A 20,033-nucleotide genomic window follows, 5' to 3' on the forward strand; every position below is an offset into this window, starting at 1 on the left:
GGGAGCCCAGTAGATGACACGCGCGTCCAGCATGTTCGACCTGATCAGCGAGCAGGGCGAAGACAGGCCCTACTTCGCGACCGGTGGCATCGGCAGGTCACACGAGTTCTACACCGGTGAGGAGCAGCACCGGCGGGAGATGACCGCGATCTACGGCAGGCGCTGGCTCCCGGTGGACCACGTCTCCCGCCTCAAGGAGAAGGGCGCGTACAGCACCCTGAACATCGGCACCGGATCCGTACTGCTCCTGCACGGGGACGACGGCATCAGGGCCTACCACAACTACTGCCGGCACCGGGGCTACAAGCTCGTCGAGGAACCGGTCGGCAAGCGGCAGAGCCTGGTCTGCCTCTACCACTGCTGGGTGTACGACCGTAACGGCAAGCTCAAGAGCCTCAACGGCACCTACTTCGACCACTTCTTCGAGAAGGAGAAGAACGGGCTGCTGCCGGTACGCACCGAGGTCAGGTTCGGGGTCGTGTTCATCTCCTTCTCCGACGACGCCCCGGACCTCGACGCCTCCCTGGGCGAGTTCGGGGAGTTCGCACGCGTCTACGACCTCGCCGACCTGGAGTGCGTACAGGCGAAGGACTATCCGGTCGCCTCGAACTGGAAGCTCGTCGCGCACAACGTCAACGAGAGCCTCCACTTCCCCACGGCGCACAAGGACCTGCACCGCATCACGGACTTCGACGACGCGGGCACGTACGACCTCAAGGGCGACATCGTCGGCGCGTGGCAGTCGATACGCGGCGGCTACAACTCCGTCTCCATGACGGGGCGCAGCGGGCGCACGCCGATGCCGCAGGTGCCCGAGGGAGACCTTCAGAAGATCAACTGGATCACCATCCTGCCCAATCTGCTGTTCGGGTTCACCGCCGACTACGTGATGATGCAGTGGGTCTGGCCCGAGAGCCCGGGCACCTGCTTCGTCCGGCACTTCTGGCTCTTCCACCCCTCGGAGACGGCCAAGAGCGACTTCTCCCACGAGGCCGTGTTCGCACTGTGGGACAAGGCGAACTACGAGGACTGGGAGATGTGCGAGCGCACGCACCGCGGCCTCTCGAACCCGATGTGGTCCCCGGGACAGCTCTCCCTCGACGAGGAGGTCGTCTCACAGATCGACTCGTGGGTCATGGCCGAGACGGCGGGGGAGCCGGACGGCGCACAGGGCGCGGCGCCCGGACGCTCCGCCGGGCAGGAAGAGCCCGCCGATGCGGGACAGGCCGACGCATCGGACCGGCCCGCAGGGCGCGTCGAGCGTGCCGGGCACGTCGAATCCAGTGAGGCCAAGGGATGAGCATGACGGCCAACTGCTTCCTCATCGGCGGCACCCGGGTCCTCACCCAGTGCGCCTCCCGGCTCCTCGACGCCGGGGTACGGATCGAAGGGGTCTTCAGCGACGACCCGGCGGTGACCGCCTGGGCGCGCGAGCGCGCGGTCCCCGTACTGGACCCGCGCGGCGACCTGTCGGCACCGCTCTCCCGGGTGCCGTTCGACTACCTGTTCAGCATGGTCAACTTCCGGATCCTGACCGCTGAGGTCCTGGACCTCCCCAGGATCGCCGCCGTCAACTTCCACGACGGCCCCCTGCCCAGGTACTCCGGCAGCCACGTCCCCGCCTGGGCGCTGTACGAGGGCGAGCGGCGGCACGCCGCCACCTGGCACCGGATGACGACCCAGGTCGACGCGGGTAGCGTGCTGCTGGAACGCTGGTTCCCGATCCGCGAGCACTCCACCGCCCTGTCCCTGACGTACGAGAGCGCCGAGAACGGCATCGCGGCCTTCGACGACCTGGTGCCGCACGTGGTGGCGCGGACCCTGCCCGACCCGGTGGACACCGGTGACCGCGAGCGGCGGTTCTACCGGCGCTCCGCGCGCATGGCGTCCGGCGGGCTCATCCACGCCGGTACCACGGCGGGCGAGGCCGCGCGGATCTCCAAGGCCCTGGACTTCGGCTCCTTCCCGAACCCGCTGGGCCTGCCCACGCTCATCACCGGGCAGGGCGCCGTCTTCACCCGGCAGGTCAGGCTCGTCCCCCGCGACGAACCGCGCACCGCGACCACCGTCGTCTCGGTGACGACGTCCGCACTGACCCTGTCCGCCCCCGACGCGGACCTCGTCCTGAGCGACTTCACCGCCGTCGACGGAAGCGCGCTGAGCGGTCAGGCCGCGGCGCAGCGACTGGGGATCACCGAGGGAGCCCCGCTGCCGCCCGTGCCCGCCGAGCGTCTCGCGGCGGTCGACGCGGCACAGCATCGGCTGCGGGTGCACGAGCCGTGGTGGCGCGAGCGGCTGCGGAACGTACGCCCCGCACAGCTGTCCGTCGACGACTTCTCCGCCGCCGGAGCCCACTACGGCCGCTACGAGCTGGCGTTCCTGCCGAGGTCGCGTGAGGAGGCGGTCGGCGTCGCCCGCGCCTTCCTGGAGGCCGTGGCCGAGCGCGCCCAGGACCCCGCCTTCGACTTCGCCTGGTCGCCTTCGGCCGCACGGGCCCTCGCCGAGGAGACCCACGGCATCGCCGCCGCACGCTTCCCCGTGCGATTCGACGCCGACAGCACCCGGTCCCTGCACGACAAGCTGGACACGGCGCGCGCCAAGCACGGCTACGCCAGTGACCTGGAGGCCCGCCTCGGGACGGCGGGCCGCCCCCTGGGTTCGGGGGAGCCGGACTTCACGGCCGTGATGGTCCTCGAACGCCTCGCGGGTGAGGAGGCGTCCGCCGAACCGCACACCGAGATCGCGCTGCTGTGCCTCCAGGACGGCCCGCCGACGGTCTTCGTACGGGAAACCGCGATGGGGTCCGACGAGGCGCTGGCCTTCACCGAGCGGGTCGAGGACCTGGCCCTGACGGCCCTGCTGCACGGCGAACCGGGCGCCACCGCCGGACCGGCCGCAACCCCCGCCGCCCAGCCAGCCGACGGCCCTCGCGCCGCCGGTACGGAAGCGGAGCCCGAGGCGAGGGAGGAGGCGGGCACGACCGTGCTCGACCTGATCGCCGCCTCGGTCACCGACCACCCCACGGCCACCGCCGTGCGCAGTGGTGCACGCACGCTCGACTACGCGGGGCTCGACGCGTGGGCGGACGCGATCGCCGCCCGTCTGCACGACCAGGGCGTCGAAGCCGGAGCGGTGGTCGGCGTACTGACGGAACGGGGCATCCACCTGCTTCCCGCGCTGCTCGGCATCCTGCGGGCCGGTGCCTCTTTCCTGCCGCTCGACCCGGGCTACCCCGTGGATCGGCTGCGCCGCTACGTGGCGGTCTCGCAGTGCGACCTGCTGCTCACCGACGCCGCGACCCACACGCTCGGCGAGTCGCTCGGCGCCGCCCTGCCGGTGCCGGAACCGGACGGTTCCGCCCAGGCGGTACCGCCCCTGGTGGGCGCGGGCGATCTCGCGTACACGCTGTTCACCAGCGGGTCGACGGGTGACCCCAAGGGCGTGGAGATCGAGCACGGGGCGCTGGCGAACTTCCTCACCGGCGTCGGAGAACGGCTGGGCACCACGTCCGACGACGTCGTGCTCGCGCACACCACCGTCGCGTTCGACATCTCCCTGCTCGAACTGCTGCTGCCGCTGACCGTCGGCGCGACGGTCGAGCTGGCCTCCCGCGAGGCGGCCCGCGACCCGCGCCGGCTGGCCGGGCTGACCCGCGGGGTGACCGTGGCCCAGGCGACCCCGAGCATGTGGCGACTGCTGCTGGACACGGACTGGACCCCGCACGCGGAACTCACCGTCCTGTGCGGCGGAGAGGCACTGCCCCCGGCCGTCGCGGAGCGCCTGCACGCCCACGCGCGCACGCTGTGGAACCTGTACGGGCCGACCGAGGCGACCGTCTGGGCCTCGGGCCACCGGGTCACGTCCGTCGGCGCGTTCGTCCCCCTGGGCGAGCCGCTCCCGGGCATGGAACTCCACGTACTGGACGCCGAGTGGGAGGAGTGCGCCCCGGGCACGACGGGCGAGCTCCACCTCTCCGGCGCGGCGCTCGCGCGCGGCTACGCCCACCGCCCCGACCTCACGGCGGACGCCTTCGTCGTCCACCCCGTCACCGGTCTGCGGCTGTACCGCACCGGCGACGAGGTGCGCCGGCACACCGACGGCACCGTCGAGTGGCTCGGCCGCGCCGACGCCCAGGTCAAGGTGCGGGGCCACCGGATCGAACCGGCGGAGATCGAGCGCGTACTGGAACGGTTCACCGGCATCACCGCCGCCGTGGTCGCGGCCGCGCGGTTCGAGGACCGTGGTGAACCGAGGCTGACCGCCTATCTGGTCGGCGACGCCGCGGCGACGAAGTCCGAACTGGACGCGTTCGTCAGGGGCTCGCTGCCCGACTACATGGTGCCCGACGCCTACGTACGCATCGACGCACTGCCCCTGACCGACAACAGCAAGGTGGCGCGCGCCCGCCTGCCACGGCCCACCCGGGACAACATCGTCCCCGCAGTCGGGACACCGGCGAGCGCGGCGGCTCCGGTCGCGGCACCGACGAACGCGACCGCTGCTGCCGAGGTGCCGTCGAGCCGGGCGGCGGCGTCCGCTCCGGCCGAAGCGCCCGTGGGCCCGGCGGTGACCGGCATGGCCGAAGGGGAGCTGGCGGAAGAGATCGCCCGGGTCTTCGCGCTCACCGTGGACCAGCCCGACTTCGACGTGGACACCAACTTCTTCGACCGGGGCGGCGATTCGGCCAACGCGGCCGTCGCCGCCGTACGGCTCGGCCGCGCACTGGGCATCGAGATCACCCCTCCGGCGATCTTCGCCACGGGCACCCCGGCCAAGCTGGCCCGGCTGCTGCACGAGGCCGAGCACGACCGGGCACCGGAGTCGGTACCGGCGCCCGAGGCCGCGAAGGACACGACGCCGGAGAACCGGGCCAGCGTGCGGTCCCGGCCCGGTGCCGACGCCACGGACGGGGCACTGGCCGTGGTCGGCATGGCCTGCCGCTTCCCCGGCGCCGCCACACCGGACGAGTTCTGGGCCAACCTCCTCAACGGCGTTTCCAGCGTGGGGCGGGCACCGGCCGACAAACGCGGCTGGGGCGAGCTCTGGTCCGACACGGACGAGGTTCCGGCGGGCTGGCTGGACGGGGTCGAGCTCTTCGACGCCGCACGCTTCGGCCTCACCGACCGCGAGGCACGGCGGCTCGACCCGCTCCAGCGGCTCCTGCTCAGCGTCACCTCCGAGGCGCTGGAAAGCTGCGGCCACGACCATGCCTCGCTCGGTACCGGCACCGGCGTCTTCGTCGGCACCATCGCGAGCGACTTCCCCGAACTGGTGGCGCGGAGCATCGGCCACAGCGACCCGCACGTGGCTACCGGCACCGCCCTCTCCATGGTCGCCAACCGGCTGTCGCACGTGTTCGACTGGTCGGGGCCGAGCTTCGCCGTCGACACGGCGTGCTCGTCGTCCCTCGTCGCCCTGCACCAGGCGGCCATGCACCTGCGGTCGGGCGAGGTGGACGCCGCCGTGGTCGGGGCGGCGAACCTGGTGCTGACCCCGGACAAGACGCGTTCCTTCGTACGCAACGGCATGCTGTCCCCCCAGGGCGTCTGCCGGGCCTTCGACGAGGCGGCCGACGGTTACGTACGCGGCGAGGGCTGCGGCGTCGTCATCCTCAAGCGGCTCGCCGACGCCGAGCGCGACGGGGACCCGGTACTCGCCGTCGTCCGAGGCACCGCGGTCAACCACACCGGCGGACGGGCCGGCTTCCTGACGGCACCGAGCAGACCGGCGCAGGAATCGGTGCTGCGCAAGGCACTGTCGGGCTCCGGCCTCGGCGCGCAGGACATCGGCTACGTCGAGGCACACGGCACCGGTACGCAGCTCGGCGACCTCATCGAGCTGGAAGCCCTGCACGCGGTCCTCGGCGAGGCCGCCCGGCGGCCGGTCGCCGTGGGCTCGGTGAAGACGAACATCGGCCACCTGGAACCCGCTGCGGGAATCGCCGGACTCATCAAGGCGGTCCTCGCGCTCCAGGCCGGGACCATCCCGCCGTCCCTCCACCACAGCACTCCGAACCAGTCCTTCGACTTCGACAGCTCCGCCCTGTTCGTCGCCGACCGGTTGCAGCCGTGGGACGGACCGCGCGCGGCGGGAGTCAGCAGCTTCGGCTTCGGCGGCACCAACGCCCACGCCGTCGTCCAGGCGGCCCCCGCCGCACCGTCAGGACCCGAGGACGACGGCCCGTGCCTGCTGACCCTGTCGGCGGGCACGGAAGCGGCCCTCCGCACCCTGGCACAGCGGCTCGTACTGATGCTGGGCTCCGCGTACTGCCCGCCCCTGGCGGCGCTGAGCAGGGCGAGCAGGCTCCGTCCCGCCGCGTCGCACCGGTTCGCCTGCGTGGTGGACAGCATCGAGCAACTCGACGACAAGCTGCGGCTGTTCCTGGCAGGCGTGGACGACACTCGCTCCCTCTACCTGGGAGTGGCGGACCGGGACGCACGCGCGGCGGCGGAGCCCCTCGGCGAAACGGCGGTCAGCTCCGCGAAGGACCGGGCGGAACTCGGCTCGGTGGCACGCCGGTTCGTCGCCGGAGCGGACCTTCCCGCCGGTCCGGGGCGTGCGGGCGTACGCTTCCCGACCGCGCCGCACGAGGAGAAGTACCTCTGGCTGGAGCCCGCCGCACAGGTAGCAGGCGCCACTGCCGTACGCGAGGAGACCCCGGCCGAGGACGGCGCGGCACCCGGTGCTGCCGTCACCGGAGCCGACCCCGGCCCCGCAGTGGGCCGTACGAGGAGCGCGTGGGCGCGGCATCCGGAAGCCGACGAACACGTGGTGCTCGGGAGGCCGACGCTGCCGGGGGCCGCTTACCCCAACAAGGTGGCCGAATTCCTCGGCGAGGACCGGTTCACCCTGCGCGACACGACCTTCCGGGCGGCCGTCGAAGCACTGACGCCGCTGTCGGCGGAGCGGGACGCGACGGCCGTCGTCTTCCGCGACGGCTCGGGCGCCCTCGTCTGCGACACCCACGTGACCGAGGCCGAGCAGCCGACGCTCGGCGCGCCCGCATCCACCGACGGCTTCACCCCGGTGGACCTCGACGCGATGTACCGCGCCTTCGAGCGCGACGGACTCGGCTACGGCCCCGGCTTCAGGACCGTCGCCTCGCTGTCCACCGCGCCGGGACAGGCGTCGGGCACACTGCGCAGCGCGGTGCAGCCCGTCGGAGTGGCGGACACCCCGCTGCTCGACGGAGCCTTCCAGGTGGCCCTCGCGGCCTGCGGAGCACAGGGGCTGTACGTGCCCTTCACCATCGAACGGCTCACCGTTCTCGGCCACCTCCCCGCCACCGCCCGCGTGTACGCCAGGCGCGACAGGGAGACCGGCCCCGACTCCGGGCTGCTGACCGCGAGCCTGGTGATCCTCGACGGCGACCGGCCGGTGCTGGAGGCGCGCGGCATCACCTGGAAGCGACTGGCACCGCCACCGCCGTCGGGAACACCTCGGTCGGGGGCGGCACAGGGGAGCGCGCGCATCGTCCCCGCCCCGAGGGCCGAGAGCAACGGGCACCGGCCCGTACCTCGCCCCGGGCGGGCGCAGGGACTCAACGCGACGGTGGCCCAATGGGTCGCTGCCGCGCTGGAGTTGAGCGTCGACGCTCTGGAGACGGACCGTCCGTTGCAGGAGCAGGGGCTCGATTCCCTGCTTGCCGTCTCGCTGGCCCAGGACATCCGGTCGAAGCTGGACGTCGACATTCCGGTGACGATGGTCCTGGAGGTGGGCACGGTCGACAGGCTCGTCGCGGAACTGCGGGACGAGTACGGCGTGACGACCGCACCTGCGGGGGACGCGCTCGCAGGGGGAGCGTCAGCAGGTGCAGCGCCCGCAGGGGAAGCGGCTGCCGGGGAGGCGACCACCGTCTCCGGGCCCGCCGTCTTGGAGCGGCCCGCCCCCGGGCCGTCTGCTTCCGGGGCTGCGGTTTCCGAACCGCCCGTCCTCGCACCGTCCGCTTCCGGGCCCGCCGTCTCCGAGCGGCCCGTCCCCGGGTCGTCCGCCCCCGCACCGTCCGCTTCCGGGGCTCCGGTTCCCCAGCACTCGGTCCGCGAGCCTCTGCCCTCCCCGTCCCCCGTTGCCTCCCCGGTCGCGGCGGAGCCCGGGGGAGCCGCCGTCGGCGGTGACCTCCACGACATCGCCGTCGTCGGCTTCGACGGGGTCTTTCCGAACGCCGCGAGCCCCGCAGAGCTGTGGCGGGTCCTGCTGACGGGAGAGGACTGCCTGCGCGAAGTGCCCGCGTCACGCTGGGACCTCGACGCGTACTACGGCACGGACGGCACCCCGGGCACCGTCTATCTCCGAAGGGCCGGCTTCGTCGAGGGACTCAACGAGTTCGACGCCGGGTTCTTCCGCCTCTCACCCGCCGAAGCGCAGTGGATCGACCCCCAGCAACGCCAGCTGATCCAGTCGGCCTGGCGTGCGCTGGAGGACGCGGGCCAGGCGGGCGACGCACACCGTTCCACCGGGGTGTTCGTGGGGGCCAGCTACCAGCACTACCGCGACATGGTCGTCGGCGACGTCGTCCAGACGGCGGCGGGCCTGGGCAACCACAACGCGATCCTGGCGAACCGGGTGAGTTACTTCCTGGATCTGCACGGTCCGAGCATGACGATCGACACGCTGTGCTCGTCGTCGCTGGTGGCGCTGCACACGGCCGTGCGCAGCATCCGCGACGGCGAGTGCGAACAGGCCGTCGTCGCGGGTGTGCACATGGGCATGTCACCGCAGTACTTCCAACTGGGCTCACGCCTCAGGTCGTTCTCACCCTCGGGTTCGTCGCGTGCCTTTGATGTGGGTGCGGATGGGTTTGTGCCGGGGGAGGGGGTGGTGTCGGTGGTGGTGAAGCCGTTGGTGGCGGCGTTGCGGGACGGGGACCGGATTCGTGGGGTGATTCGTGGGAGTGCGGTTAATCACGGGGGTCGCACGAGTGGGTTGACGGTGCCGAGCAGTGGGGCGCAGCAGGAGGTGATCGGCCGGGCGTTGGCGGATGCGGGGGTGTCGCCGGAGTCGATCGGTCTGGTGGAGGCGCACGGGACGGGGACGGGGCTGGGTGATCCGATCGAGGTGGAGGGTCTGACGCGTGCGTGGCGTGGGTTCACGGAGCGTTCTCAGTTCTGTGCGATTGGTTCGTTGAAGTCGAACATCGGTCATCTGGAGCCTGCCGCGGGTCTGGCGGGGCTGGTGAAGGTGTTGTTGGCGATGGAGCACGGGGTGATTCCGCCGACGTTGCATGTGCGGCGTCCGAACGATCACATTCGGTTCGAGAACACGCCGTTCTATCTCGCGGACCGGGCCCGTTCGTGGCCGCGTGGTGTGGAGCCGCGTCGTGCGGCGGTGAGTGCGTTCGGGATGGGCGGAGTGAACGCCCACGTAGTCCTGGAGGAGCCCCCGTTGACGGCTCTCCGGGCCCCGTTGGCGGGTGGCAGTCATATCGTGCGGGTCACCGCTGCCGACGAGACCGCACTGCGCGACCTCGCCACCACCTACGCCGATCAGGTGGCAGGTGCCACCGAGGAACAACTCGGCGACTTCGCCTTCACCGCGAACACGGGCCGTGCCGCACAGCGCCACCGGGTGGCGGTGCACGGCAGCACCGCCCGGGAACTCGCCGCCGGGCTCGCCGACGTCGGCACGGGCAGGACACCGGTCACCCGCCGCGCCGGTACAGCCGCCACCACGGCCTTCCTGTACACCGGGCAGGGATCCCAGTACCCCGGCATGGGACACGGCCTGTACACGTCCGAACCGCACTTCCGCGACGCGCTGGACGAGTGCGCCGAACTCCTCGCCCCGCACGTCGACACACCACTGCTCGACCTGCTCCACGGCGATTCCCAGCACCTGCTGGGTCAGACCCTGCACGCGCAGGTCGCCATCGTCAGCGTCGAGGTCGCGCTGACGCGCCATCTCGAAGCCGTCGGCATCCGGCCCGACGCCGTCGCGGGACACAGCCTCGGAGAGCTCACCGCCGCCTGGGCGGCCGGCGTGCTCACCCTCCCTGACCTGCTCCGACTGACCGCCCTGCGCGGTCGGTTCATGCAGGACAGCCCGGCGGGCGGCACCATGGCCGTCGTCCACACCGACTCCGGCACCCTCGCCGCCGAACTCCAGGACCACCCCGACGTCGAGATCGCCGCCTACAACGCTCCGCGCAGCCACACCGTCACAGGTCCCGCCGAAGCCGTCGCCCGGTTCCGCGAGCACACCGCGCACCGCACCCAACTCCTCACCGTGAGCCACGCCTTCCACTCCGCAGCCATGCACGAGGCGGTCGCTCCCTTCACCGAGGCGGTGGCCGTCACCGAGCTCCGGGCGCCCACCATCCCGTTCGCCTCGACCCTCACGGGGACCTGGCACACCGCCGCATCGGCCACCGACCCCGACAGCTGGGCCGCAGCCATCCGCAGGCCGGTCCGCTTCGCCGAAGCCATGGCAGCGCTGGGCGAAACCGATCCCCGCGCGGTCTGGGAGATCGGGCCCCATCCCCACCTCACACCCCTGGCCCGTACCTCCGTCCCCGAACCCCACCCCGTCTGGCTCACCACACTGCAACGCGGGCACGACGACCAGACCCAGCTGCACGCGGCTCTGACGACCCATCACAACCGCACGGGTTCGGACCTGGACTGGACCGGCCTGCACCACGGCAAGCAGCACCGCACCACCACCATCCCCACCTACCCGTTCGACCGGCAGGAGCTCACCGCGCCGCCCGCTCGCCGCCGCACCGTGACGGGGGCTGTCGGCCACCCGCTGTTCGACCGCCACTTCGAGCACCAGAGCGAGGGACAGTGACGCACCGAGGCGAGACGTACGACAAGACCCACGAGACGTACGAGACGTACGAGAAGACGTTCGCGGGCCACGAACCCCTCATCGTCCAGCACCGTGCCGCCGGAACCGGGCTGCTCCCGGCCTCCGTACAGCTGGAGATGGCCATGGTGGGCATCGCCAGGCGCAGGCCGTTCGTCCCGCTGGAGCTCACCGACGTGGCCTTCCTTCGGCCGCTGACCCTCGCGGACGACGCGACGGCGGCCGTCCGGCTGGACGTGACCCACGGGGCGGGCACCCGGTTCGAACTGAGCACGGTGGTGGCGGGCGACCGCAAGCCGCTGTCCACCGGAACCGGCCGCCTGCTCGTCGACGAAGTCCCGCCCCGGGCCGTCGGGGAGCCCGTCGGCACCCGCACGATCGGCTCGCCCGAGCTCTACCGGAGCTGGTCGTACGAGGGCCTGGAGTACGGACCCGACTTCCGTACGGTGCACGGGCTCGCCGTCGCCGACGGCGTGGCACGGGCCCGTCTGCGCACCGAGGCCGAGCCGTTGCCCTGGTACGCGCACCCCCTCCTGGTGGACGGCGTGTTCCAGGTGGTGAGTTGCGCGCTGCAGGACCTCTCGCGCGCGGCCGGACCCCGCCCCATGCTGCCGATCGGCATCGCGCGCCTCGCCGTCTTCGCCGACCTCTCGGGCCTCGCCACCGGTGTGACCGTCCTGGCGCGGCGTACCGGTGTCGACGGCGCGTACTCGACGGCGGACGCGCAACTGCTGAGCCCCTCGGGCGACGTGGTCGCGGAGTTCCGGGGCGTGCGCATGCGCAGCACCACCGGGTTGGGCGCGAAGAGCGGACCGCGCGGCACGAACGCGCCGGTTCCGGCAGCCCGGGCCCCGCAGCCGGTCTCGCGGATCCACTGGCGGCCCGCGCCCGGCAGCGCGCCGCCGCGCGAACCGGCCACCGGTACCTGGGTCGTGCTGCACGACGCCACGACCGGGGGCCCGAGGGAGCGCACCGTACGCCAACTGCGCGACGAGGGCGCCCGCGTGATCGAGGTCGGCATCGGCGCGGGCTCCGCGCACCATCCGGCTCCGGCGCCCGGCGACGCCTCCGCGCACGGCGGGGACCACGACCGCTTCGTGCTGGAGCAGCCGGACGAGCATGCCTTCCAGCAGCTCTGGGAGTCGGTCGGCGACCCGGTCGCGGGAGTCGTCCACCTCTGGAACGCCGGAGCCCCGCAGGAGCCCGTGCACGCCGGAGCCCCGCACGAGGCACGGCCGGAGTCCTCGGACCTCCGTTCCGGCCTCTACGGCTGCCTCGCCGCCTTGAAGACACTCGGCGCACGGCAGCGGAAGTCCCGCTTCTACGTGGTGACCCGCGACGCCCAGCCGGTCACGGACACGGACACGCCCGTCCCCGCCCGCGCGGCGCTGTGGGGTCTCGTCCGTACCGCGGCCATCGAGTACCCCGGGTTGCGCCCACGGCTCGTCGACCTCGACGACGCCTCCGACCACGCACTCCTGGCGGAGCTCGGAGAAGGGCCCAGGGAGGTCGGCTACCGGCAGGGCGTCCGGCACGAGCCGTTCCGCCGGTACGAGCGCCCGGCCCCCGCCGCACGGCGGCCCGTCAGGGCGGGTGGCCGCTATCTCGTCCTGGGCGGACACGGCGGCCTCGGCCTGGAGGTGGCCGGACGTCTCGCGGACGAAGGTGCCGCAGTGGTCGCCCTCGTCGGCCGGTCGGGCGCGGCGGGCGCCGACCGGGAGCGGCTGACGGCCCTGGCGTCGCGGGGCTGCTCCATCGTGTCGTACAGCGCGGACGCCACCGTCCCCGGTGAACTGGCGGCCGTGGTGGAACGTGTCCGCGCGGAGTTCGGCGAACTGCACGGCGTGCTGCACGCGGCGGGCACGCTCAGGGACGGGCTGATCCGCAGTACCACCGTCCAGGACGTCGAAGCAGTCCTGCGGCCCAAGGTCGACGGCGTCCGCGAACTGGCCGCCGCCACTGCGGGGGCCGAACTCGACTTCGCCGTGCTGTTCGCCTCGGTCTCCGGTGCCTTCGGCAACCTCGGCCAGGGCGGATACGCCGCCGCCAACGCGTACCTCGACGCCTACGCGCACGCCTGCGGCGCGCCGTGGATCAGTGTCGACTGGGGCCTGTGGGGCGAAGTGGGCATGGGGACGGCGGTCGCCGAACAGCTGGGGCGCCGCGGTGTCCGTGCCCTGGGCACCCAAGAGGCCCTCGACGCCCTGACCGCCGTACTGGGCGGCGACGCGCGGCAGGTGGTCATCGCGCACCCCGACGCCTCGCACCCCGAGATCGAGTACGACGACGTGCCGGACACCGGGACCGGCTCCACGACACCGGAGCCCGCCGGGACGCACGCCGCCGAAGCCGTCGAAGGCGTGCACGCCGACGGAGCCGGGGAACGCGTCGAGGACGAACTGGAGCGCTTCCTCGCGGAGCGCCTGGGCGTCACCGACTTCGACCGCGCAACGCCCCTGGCGGACTACGGCATGAGCTCGATCATGAGTGTCGAGCTCTCGGAGGAGCTGTCCCGCAGGTGGGACCTCCACCTCCCGGCCACGCTCTTCCTGGAGTACGGCGACTTCGAGGAACTCGGGCAGGCCCTCGTCTCCCGGTACGGGGCGGCCACCGCGGTGCCGGAACCGGCACCCCCCGCTCCGGCACCCGTACCCGCAGTCGTACCCGCGCCCGCACCGGCCCCCGGCAGCCCGCCGAAGCCGACGAGGACCCCGCGCGGCCACGACGTGGCGGTGGTCGCCGTCTCGGGCGACCTGCCCGGCGTCCGCGACGTGGGGGACCTGTGGCCGCTGCTCCGCTCCGGCGGCGACGCGTTCACCGAGATACCGCAAGACCGCTGGGACATCGACGCGCACTTCGAGCAGCGCGGCCCCCACATGACGGGCACCTACTGCCGCACCGGCGCCTTCGTCTCCGAGATCGACCGCTTCGCCCCGGCCTTCTTCGGCATCTCGGTGCGCGAGGCCGAGGAGATGGACGCCCAGCAGAAGCTGCTCCTCGAACACGCCTGGGCGGTGCGGGACGACAGCGGTCTCGCCGGCGTCCGCGACATCGGCGTCTTCGTCGGCGCCACGTACACGCACCACCGGGACGCCCAGGGCCTGGAGGACGTGGGACCGCACACCGCGCTCGGCTCCCTGAACGCCGTGCTGGCCAACCGGATCTCCTACGCGCTCGACCTCACGGGCCCGTCGCAGACCGTTGACACGTTGTGCTCCTCCTCCCTCGTCGCCGTCCAGCAGGCCGTCGCCGCGCTGCGGGCCGGAACCTGCGAAGCCGCGCTGGTGGCGGCCTGCCACGTGGGACTCACCCCTTGGTACTACCGCAGCCTCAGCCAGCTCGGAGCCCTGTCCGCGACCAGGCCGCGCCCCTTCGACGACCGGGCCGACGGCTTCGTCCCCGGCGAGGGAGCCGTTGCCGTGATGCTCAAGCGTCTGGAGGACGCCGAGCGGGACGGGGACCGGATCTGGGGAGTGGTCCGTGGCACGGCGGTCAACCACGGGGGCCGCGGCAGCGCCCTGCCCGTACCCCGGAGCGCGGCGCAGAGCGCGGTGGTCAGGGCGGCCCTGGCCGACGCGGGCGTGGTGCCCGCCGACATCTCCCTGATCGAGACGCACGGCACGGCGACCCGGCTGGGCGACCCGATCGAGATCGCCGCGCTGACCGAGGTGTTCGGTGCGGACCCGGCCCGCAGCGGCCCGTGCCACCTCGGCTCCGTGAAGGCCAACATCGGCCACCTCGAACCGGCCAGCGGCCTCGCGGGACTGGTCAAGGTCCTGCTGTGCCTGCGGCACCGGGAGATCCCGCCCCTCGCGGGCTTCGAGACCCCGGGCGCGCACATCGACCTCGCCCCGGGACCCTTCGTCATCCCCACCGAACCGCTGCCCTGGCGGTCCGAAGGGCCACGGCGCGCGGGCATCAGCGCCTTCGGCATGGGCGGCACCAACGCGCACGTCGTCGTCGAGGAGTACGACGCCGAACGGTCCGGCCGGAGCACGGCCCGGCCGCCGGTCCGAGGCGAGCACGTCCTCGTCCTGTCGGGACACACCCCCGACGCCCTGGCCGGACGCGAAGCGGCGGTCCACGAGCTGCTGCGGGACGCGCGGCCGAGCCTGGAAGCGCTGTGCTTCTCGGCCGCCGTCGGACGCGACCACCAGCGGTACCGGGTCGCCGTCCTGGGATCCACGGCCCAGGAGATCAGCACCGGCCTGGAGTACGCCATGAGCCGGGGCGGGGGCCACGGGAACGTCGTGCGGGGCGAGACCTTCCTGGCGGGCGGATCGGCCACGGCGCACGACGCGCCCCTCCGCTGTGCCCTACGCCACGTCGGCGGCGCGGACGTGGACTGGCGCGAGGTGTACGACGGCACGACGACCGCTCGTATCGCACTCCCGGCCTACCCCTTCCGGGCAGGCTCCGCCGGGCCCGTCCGGGCGACGCCGACGTCCGTAGCGACGTCCGGGGCGGAGCCCGTCGCGGGCCCGTCCGGGACCGGGACCGCCGAGGCGTTGGCCGGATCCGTACGCCAACTGTCCCGTGCCCACCGGGTGTTCGGCGAGGACACCGTCCCGGGTGCGCTTCCCGTGGCGCTCGCGCTCCAGCGGGCCGACGTCCTGGGGCGCGTCGCGTTCACGGGAAGGGGGGCGGGGGACCACCGGCTCACCAGTGACCTGGACGACCCGGCCCGAAGGGGACCGGTCACGTTCCGGCACGGGGACCGGGTGATCGCCCGTATCGAGGTCGAACCGGAGTCAGCGGCGGGGCGGCAGGCCGGGGCGGCCGTCGGGGACCTCGCGGCGCTGCGCGCCGAACTGGGCCGGACGCTGGAACCGGAGGGTCTCTACGCGTGGTTCGCGGCGAAGTCGATGGACATCGACGAACCGCTGCGTTCCCTCGCCGAAGTGCACTACGGCCCAGACCGGGTGCTCGCGCGGATCAAGGACTCCTCGGGCAGCCGCATCGAACGCGCGGCGGTGGCACTCGACGCGGCCCTCCAGAGCATGGCCGTACTGACCCTGGCGGACCCCACCGCCGCGTCGACGACCTACCTGCCGGTCTCCATCGGGCGGGTACTGAAGCGGGGTGAACCGGCAGGTGCGGCCTTCGTCCTGTTCGAGGGGCGCGGCACCGGGCCGGACGGCGCGCGGGGCGGCGACGCGAGTCTGCTGTCCGCGGACGGCCTGGTCCTGGTCCGGCTGGAGGGGATCGAGTACCGCACGGTCGCGACCGACCCGGTGCGGGCACCCGAGTCTGCCGCGGCCCGCACACCCGCCACCGGTCGGCGCGGGCAACAGGTCGCGGCGGCGGAGGCGGAGGTCCTCGACCTGGTGCGGAGCGTGTTCCACGACCCGAGCATCATGCCGACCACCTCGCTGTCCTCCGTGGGGCTCGACTCGCTGCTGGCGACCTCGGTCGCGGCCCGCATCGAGGAATCGTACGGAGTGCGACTGGGCCCCACGGACGTCCTGGAAGCGGCCGACTGCCGCACCCTGGCCGCATACGTGGCGGAGCAGACGCAGCAGACACAGCAGACAGCGCGAGCAGAGGCGGCGCAGCAGGCAACACCGGCGGAGCAGGCAGCACCGGCAGAGCCGCCGTCACCGTCGGCCTCCGTGCGGCAGTCGGTGGGCGGCGCGACCGCGAAGGCACCCGACAGCACGGTGCGAGCGACGGACATGGCCGTCATCGGGATCGCCCACGCACTGCCCGGCGCTCCCGACACCGCAGGACTGTGGTCGCTGCTCTCGGAGGGCGGCACCGGCATCGGTCCGGCACCGGCCCACCGCTGGGACGAACGGGACGCCGGTCAGGAGCCCGATGTCGGCGGATTCCTCGACAACGTGGAGGAGTTCGACGCCCGGTTCTTCGACTTCTTCCCCAAGCAGGCCCAGGCACTCGACCCCCAGGCGCGCTGGCTGCTGCGCACGACGTGGGAGGCGCTCGAATCAGCCGGTCTCCCACCGCGCCAACTGCCTTCCTCCACGGGTGTGTTCGTGGGGGCCAGCTACCAGCACTACAAGGACTACAACCTCGCGCCAGAGCTGGACGCGGCCAGCGGTCTTGGCAACCACAACGCCTTCCTGGCGAACCGGGTGAGTTACTTCCTGGATCTGCACGGTCCGAGCATGACGATCGACACGCTGTGCTCGTCCTCGCTGGTCGCGCTGCACACCGCCGTGCGCAGCATCCGCGACGGGGAGTGCGAACAAGCCGTCGTCGCGGGCGTCCGGGTCGCCATGTCGCCGCTGCACTACACCGCCATGAAGAACCTGCGTGCCCTGTCGCCCTCGGGTTCGTCGCGTGCCTTTGATGTGGGTGCGGATGGGTTTGTGCCGGGGGAGGGGGTGGTGTCGGTGGTGGTGAAGCCGTTGGTGGCGGCGTTGCGGGACGGGGATCGGATTCGTGGGGTGATTCGTGGGAGTGCGGTTAATCACGGGGGTCGTACGAGTGGGTTGACGGTGCCGAGCAGTGGGGCGCAGCAGGAGGTGATTGCGCGGGCGTTGGTGGATGCGGGGGTGTCGCCGGAGTCGATCGGTCTGGTGGAGGCGCACGGGACGGGGACGGGGTTGGGTGATCCGATTGAGGTGGAGGGTCTGACGCGTGCGTGGCGTGGGTTCACGGAGCGTTCTCAGTTCTGTGCGATTGGTTCGTTGAAGTCGAACATCGGTCATCTGGAGCCTGCTGCGGGTCTGGCGGGGTTGGTGAAGGTGTTGTTGGCGATGGAGCACGGGGTGATTCCGCCGACGTTGCATGTGCGGCGTCCGAACGATCACATTCGGTTCGAGAACACGCCGTTCTATCTCGCGGACCGGGCCCGTCCGTGGCCGCGTGGTGCGCAGCCGCGTCGTGCGGCGGTGAGTGCGTTCGGGATGGGCGGAGTGAACGCCCACGTAGTCCTGGAAGAGGCACCGCCCGCAGTGGTACGGGCACCGTTCGTGGCGGGCAGCCACGTCGTACGGGTCACCGCGGCCGACGAGACCGCACTGCGCAACCTCGCCACCACCTACGCCGACCGCTTCGACAGGGCGGGCGACGGCTGGGAGACCGCCGACCTCTGCCACACGGCCAACGTCGGCCGTTCTCCGCTGGAGTTCCAGACGGCCGTGCACGGACGCACCGCCGCCGAGCTCGCGGCGGCCCTGCGTGCAGTCGCCGCCGACCGCGTCCCGATCGCCCGCGCCGACATCGACCTGCACGCGGACAATGCCGCAGGGCAGAGCGCGGAGGAGGTCGTCGACCTGGTCAGGGGTGGATACGCCCACGTCGACTGGGCCGCGCTCTCCGTACCAGGAGCACGTCTGACGGACCTCCCGACCTATCCGTTCGCCACGGAGAAGTACTGGCACACGCACCGAACAGGCGGACGGACCCCGGCGCGGGTCGACGCCGAACCGGCACTGGCCGAACCGGAACCGGCACCCGCACGGGTCGATCCGCATCCGGTACGGGTCGAACCGAATCCGGCACAGGACGTGGCAGCCGTCCAGGTCGTCTGGCACGCGGGGGAACCCGCTCCGCGCTCCTCGACGGACCGTCCCACCGTGCGCCTGGTCACCCCGGAGCCCTCCATGGAGTACGCCCTGACGGCGGCCCTCCGTGAGCGGGGAACGCTTCTGGCCGGGCCGGGGCAGCGGGCCGACGCGATCGTCGCGGTGGAAGGCTCCGCCGGGAAGTCCGCGGGAACGACCGGCGACGCCGACCAACTCGGCGCCTTCTGGGCCGAGTTGGGTGCGCTGGTGAAAGACCTGCCGACACACGGAAAGCTGCTGTGGGCCGGGTCCGGGGGTGTGGCCGTACACGCCTCCGAGCGTGCGGCCCTGCGGCCCGGGACCGCTGCCCGAGCCATGGCCGTACGAGCGGCCTGCGCCGAGAGCCGCAAGCAGTGCGCCGTCGTCCACCTCGACCCGGCGGACGCCGTCGAGGCCCAGGCCCGGCAGATCGTCGCGGAACTCGCGGCCCTGCCCACGGCCCCCGACGGTGCGGACGGTGCCCACGACCCGGAATCCGGTGCCGTCGCCGCGTACCGGCGGGGTATCAGGTACGTGCCGGGGACGGCGAGCGTCCCACCGGGTCCGCCGCACGGGCTGTCCACCGACGGCTACTACCTGGTGACCGGAGGACTGGGCGCCGTCGGGCAGCGACTCGTACGGCAGCTGATCGACCGGGGAGCGAAGCGCATCGGCATCGTCGGAAGGTCCAGGATCGACACCGAGGAGTTCGCCCCGCTGCGGGAGCTGGCCCGCCGTGCGGACGTCGAGTACCTGCGCTGCGACGTGTCGGACGCCAGGGCACTCACCGCCGTGGCCCAGGAGTGGGGCGGACGCTGGGGGCAACTGCTCGGGGTCGTGCACTGCTCCGGCGGGGTCAACCCCTTCGGAGCCATGCACCGCAGGCCCTGGAGCGACGCCGCCCACGTGGTCGCCCCGAAGGTGGCGGGCTCGCTGCACGCGGTGCGGCTGGCGAAGCAACAGGGTGCCGGTTTCGTCGTGCTGGTGTCCTCGATAGCGGGTGCCCAGGCGCGGGCCGGCCGGGGGCTCGTCGACTACGCGCTGGCCAACGCCTACCAACTCGCCCTGGCCGAAAGCGAGAACGACGCCGCCACCACCGTCACCGCGCACGCCTGGCCCAACTGGGCAGGCATCGGCATGGAGGCGGACGCGTCCTTCTCCGCCGCCCACTCGCTCGATGCCGACCTGGCGGCGAACGCCTTCCTCGGCCACCTGCGCTCGGGAGGTGCCGTGATCTTCCCGGGCAGCCCGTCCGCACCTCGTACCGCCGTGGCGGCGAACGCGGTGCCACCGCTCGTCACCGGGAACGGGGCGCGCGACGGCGAGTACCACGGCGGCGGTGCCGGAGAGGGCAAGGGCAACGGGAGCTACCTGAGCCCGGCGGAGTTCCGCGCGTACGTGAAGGACGCGTTCGTGCACGTGCTGGGCGCCGACCCGGGCGAACGCCGGCTCCAGGACCTCGGGCTCGACTCCCTGGTCATCGCGGAACTGGCCACGGCACTGGAGCAGCGCGCCGGCCTCGTCGTCGACCCCTCGCTCCTCGTACGGGCCGCCACGGCCGCCGACATCGCGGCCGGACTCGCCGCGACGGCCCCGCCGACGCAGCCGTCCGGACCCGAGGATCCGGACGGCCCCGCCCGGCACTCCGTCCCCGACGGCCAGGGCGCATCGGCACTGAGCGCCCTGCTGCGCCCCCTGCTCACCCACGACCGGGGCCGATGA

At 72.6% G+C, this 20,033-nt stretch carries 3 protein-coding genes; all 3 read left to right on the forward strand.

Annotated elements, in window-relative coordinates; translation table 11 throughout:
• Window positions 1-13: 13 nt before the first annotated feature.
• From OG897_RS29725 to OG897_RS29735, 3 genes are read left to right on the forward strand one after another with little or no spacing between them, the layout of a single operon-like run.
• Window positions 14-1,300, forward strand: a complete 1,287-nt coding sequence (locus OG897_RS29725) for an aromatic ring-hydroxylating dioxygenase subunit alpha (RefSeq protein ID WP_266661547.1) — start codon at window positions 14-16, stop codon at window positions 1,298-1,300.
• Window positions 1,297-10,785, forward strand: coding sequence for a polyketide synthase (locus tag OG897_RS29730; RefSeq protein WP_266661548.1), 9,489 nt, complete (start codon window positions 1,297-1,299; stop codon window positions 10,783-10,785). Before OG897_RS29725 ends, OG897_RS29730 begins: the two co-directional genes overlap by 4 nt.
• Window positions 10,782-20,033, forward strand: a complete 9,252-nt coding sequence (locus OG897_RS29735; protein ID WP_266661549.1) for an SDR family NAD(P)-dependent oxidoreductase — start codon at window positions 10,782-10,784, stop codon at window positions 20,031-20,033. Before OG897_RS29730 ends, OG897_RS29735 begins: the two co-directional genes overlap by 4 nt.

Origin of the sequence: Streptomyces sp. NBC_00237 (genome assembly GCF_026342435.1) — a bacterium.
In the GTDB taxonomy this organism is placed as follows: domain Bacteria; phylum Actinomycetota; class Actinomycetes; order Streptomycetales; family Streptomycetaceae; genus Streptomyces.

Bases quoted from the DNA above. Each gene is read 5' to 3' on its own strand.
- OG897_RS29730 (WP_266661548.1), top strand. From the start codon at position 1,297: ATGAGCATGACGGCCAACTGCTTCCTCATCGGCGGCACCCGGGTCCTC.
- OG897_RS29725 (WP_266661547.1), top strand. From the start codon at position 14: ATGACACGCGCGTCCAGCATGTTCGACCTGATCAGCGAGCAGGGCGAA.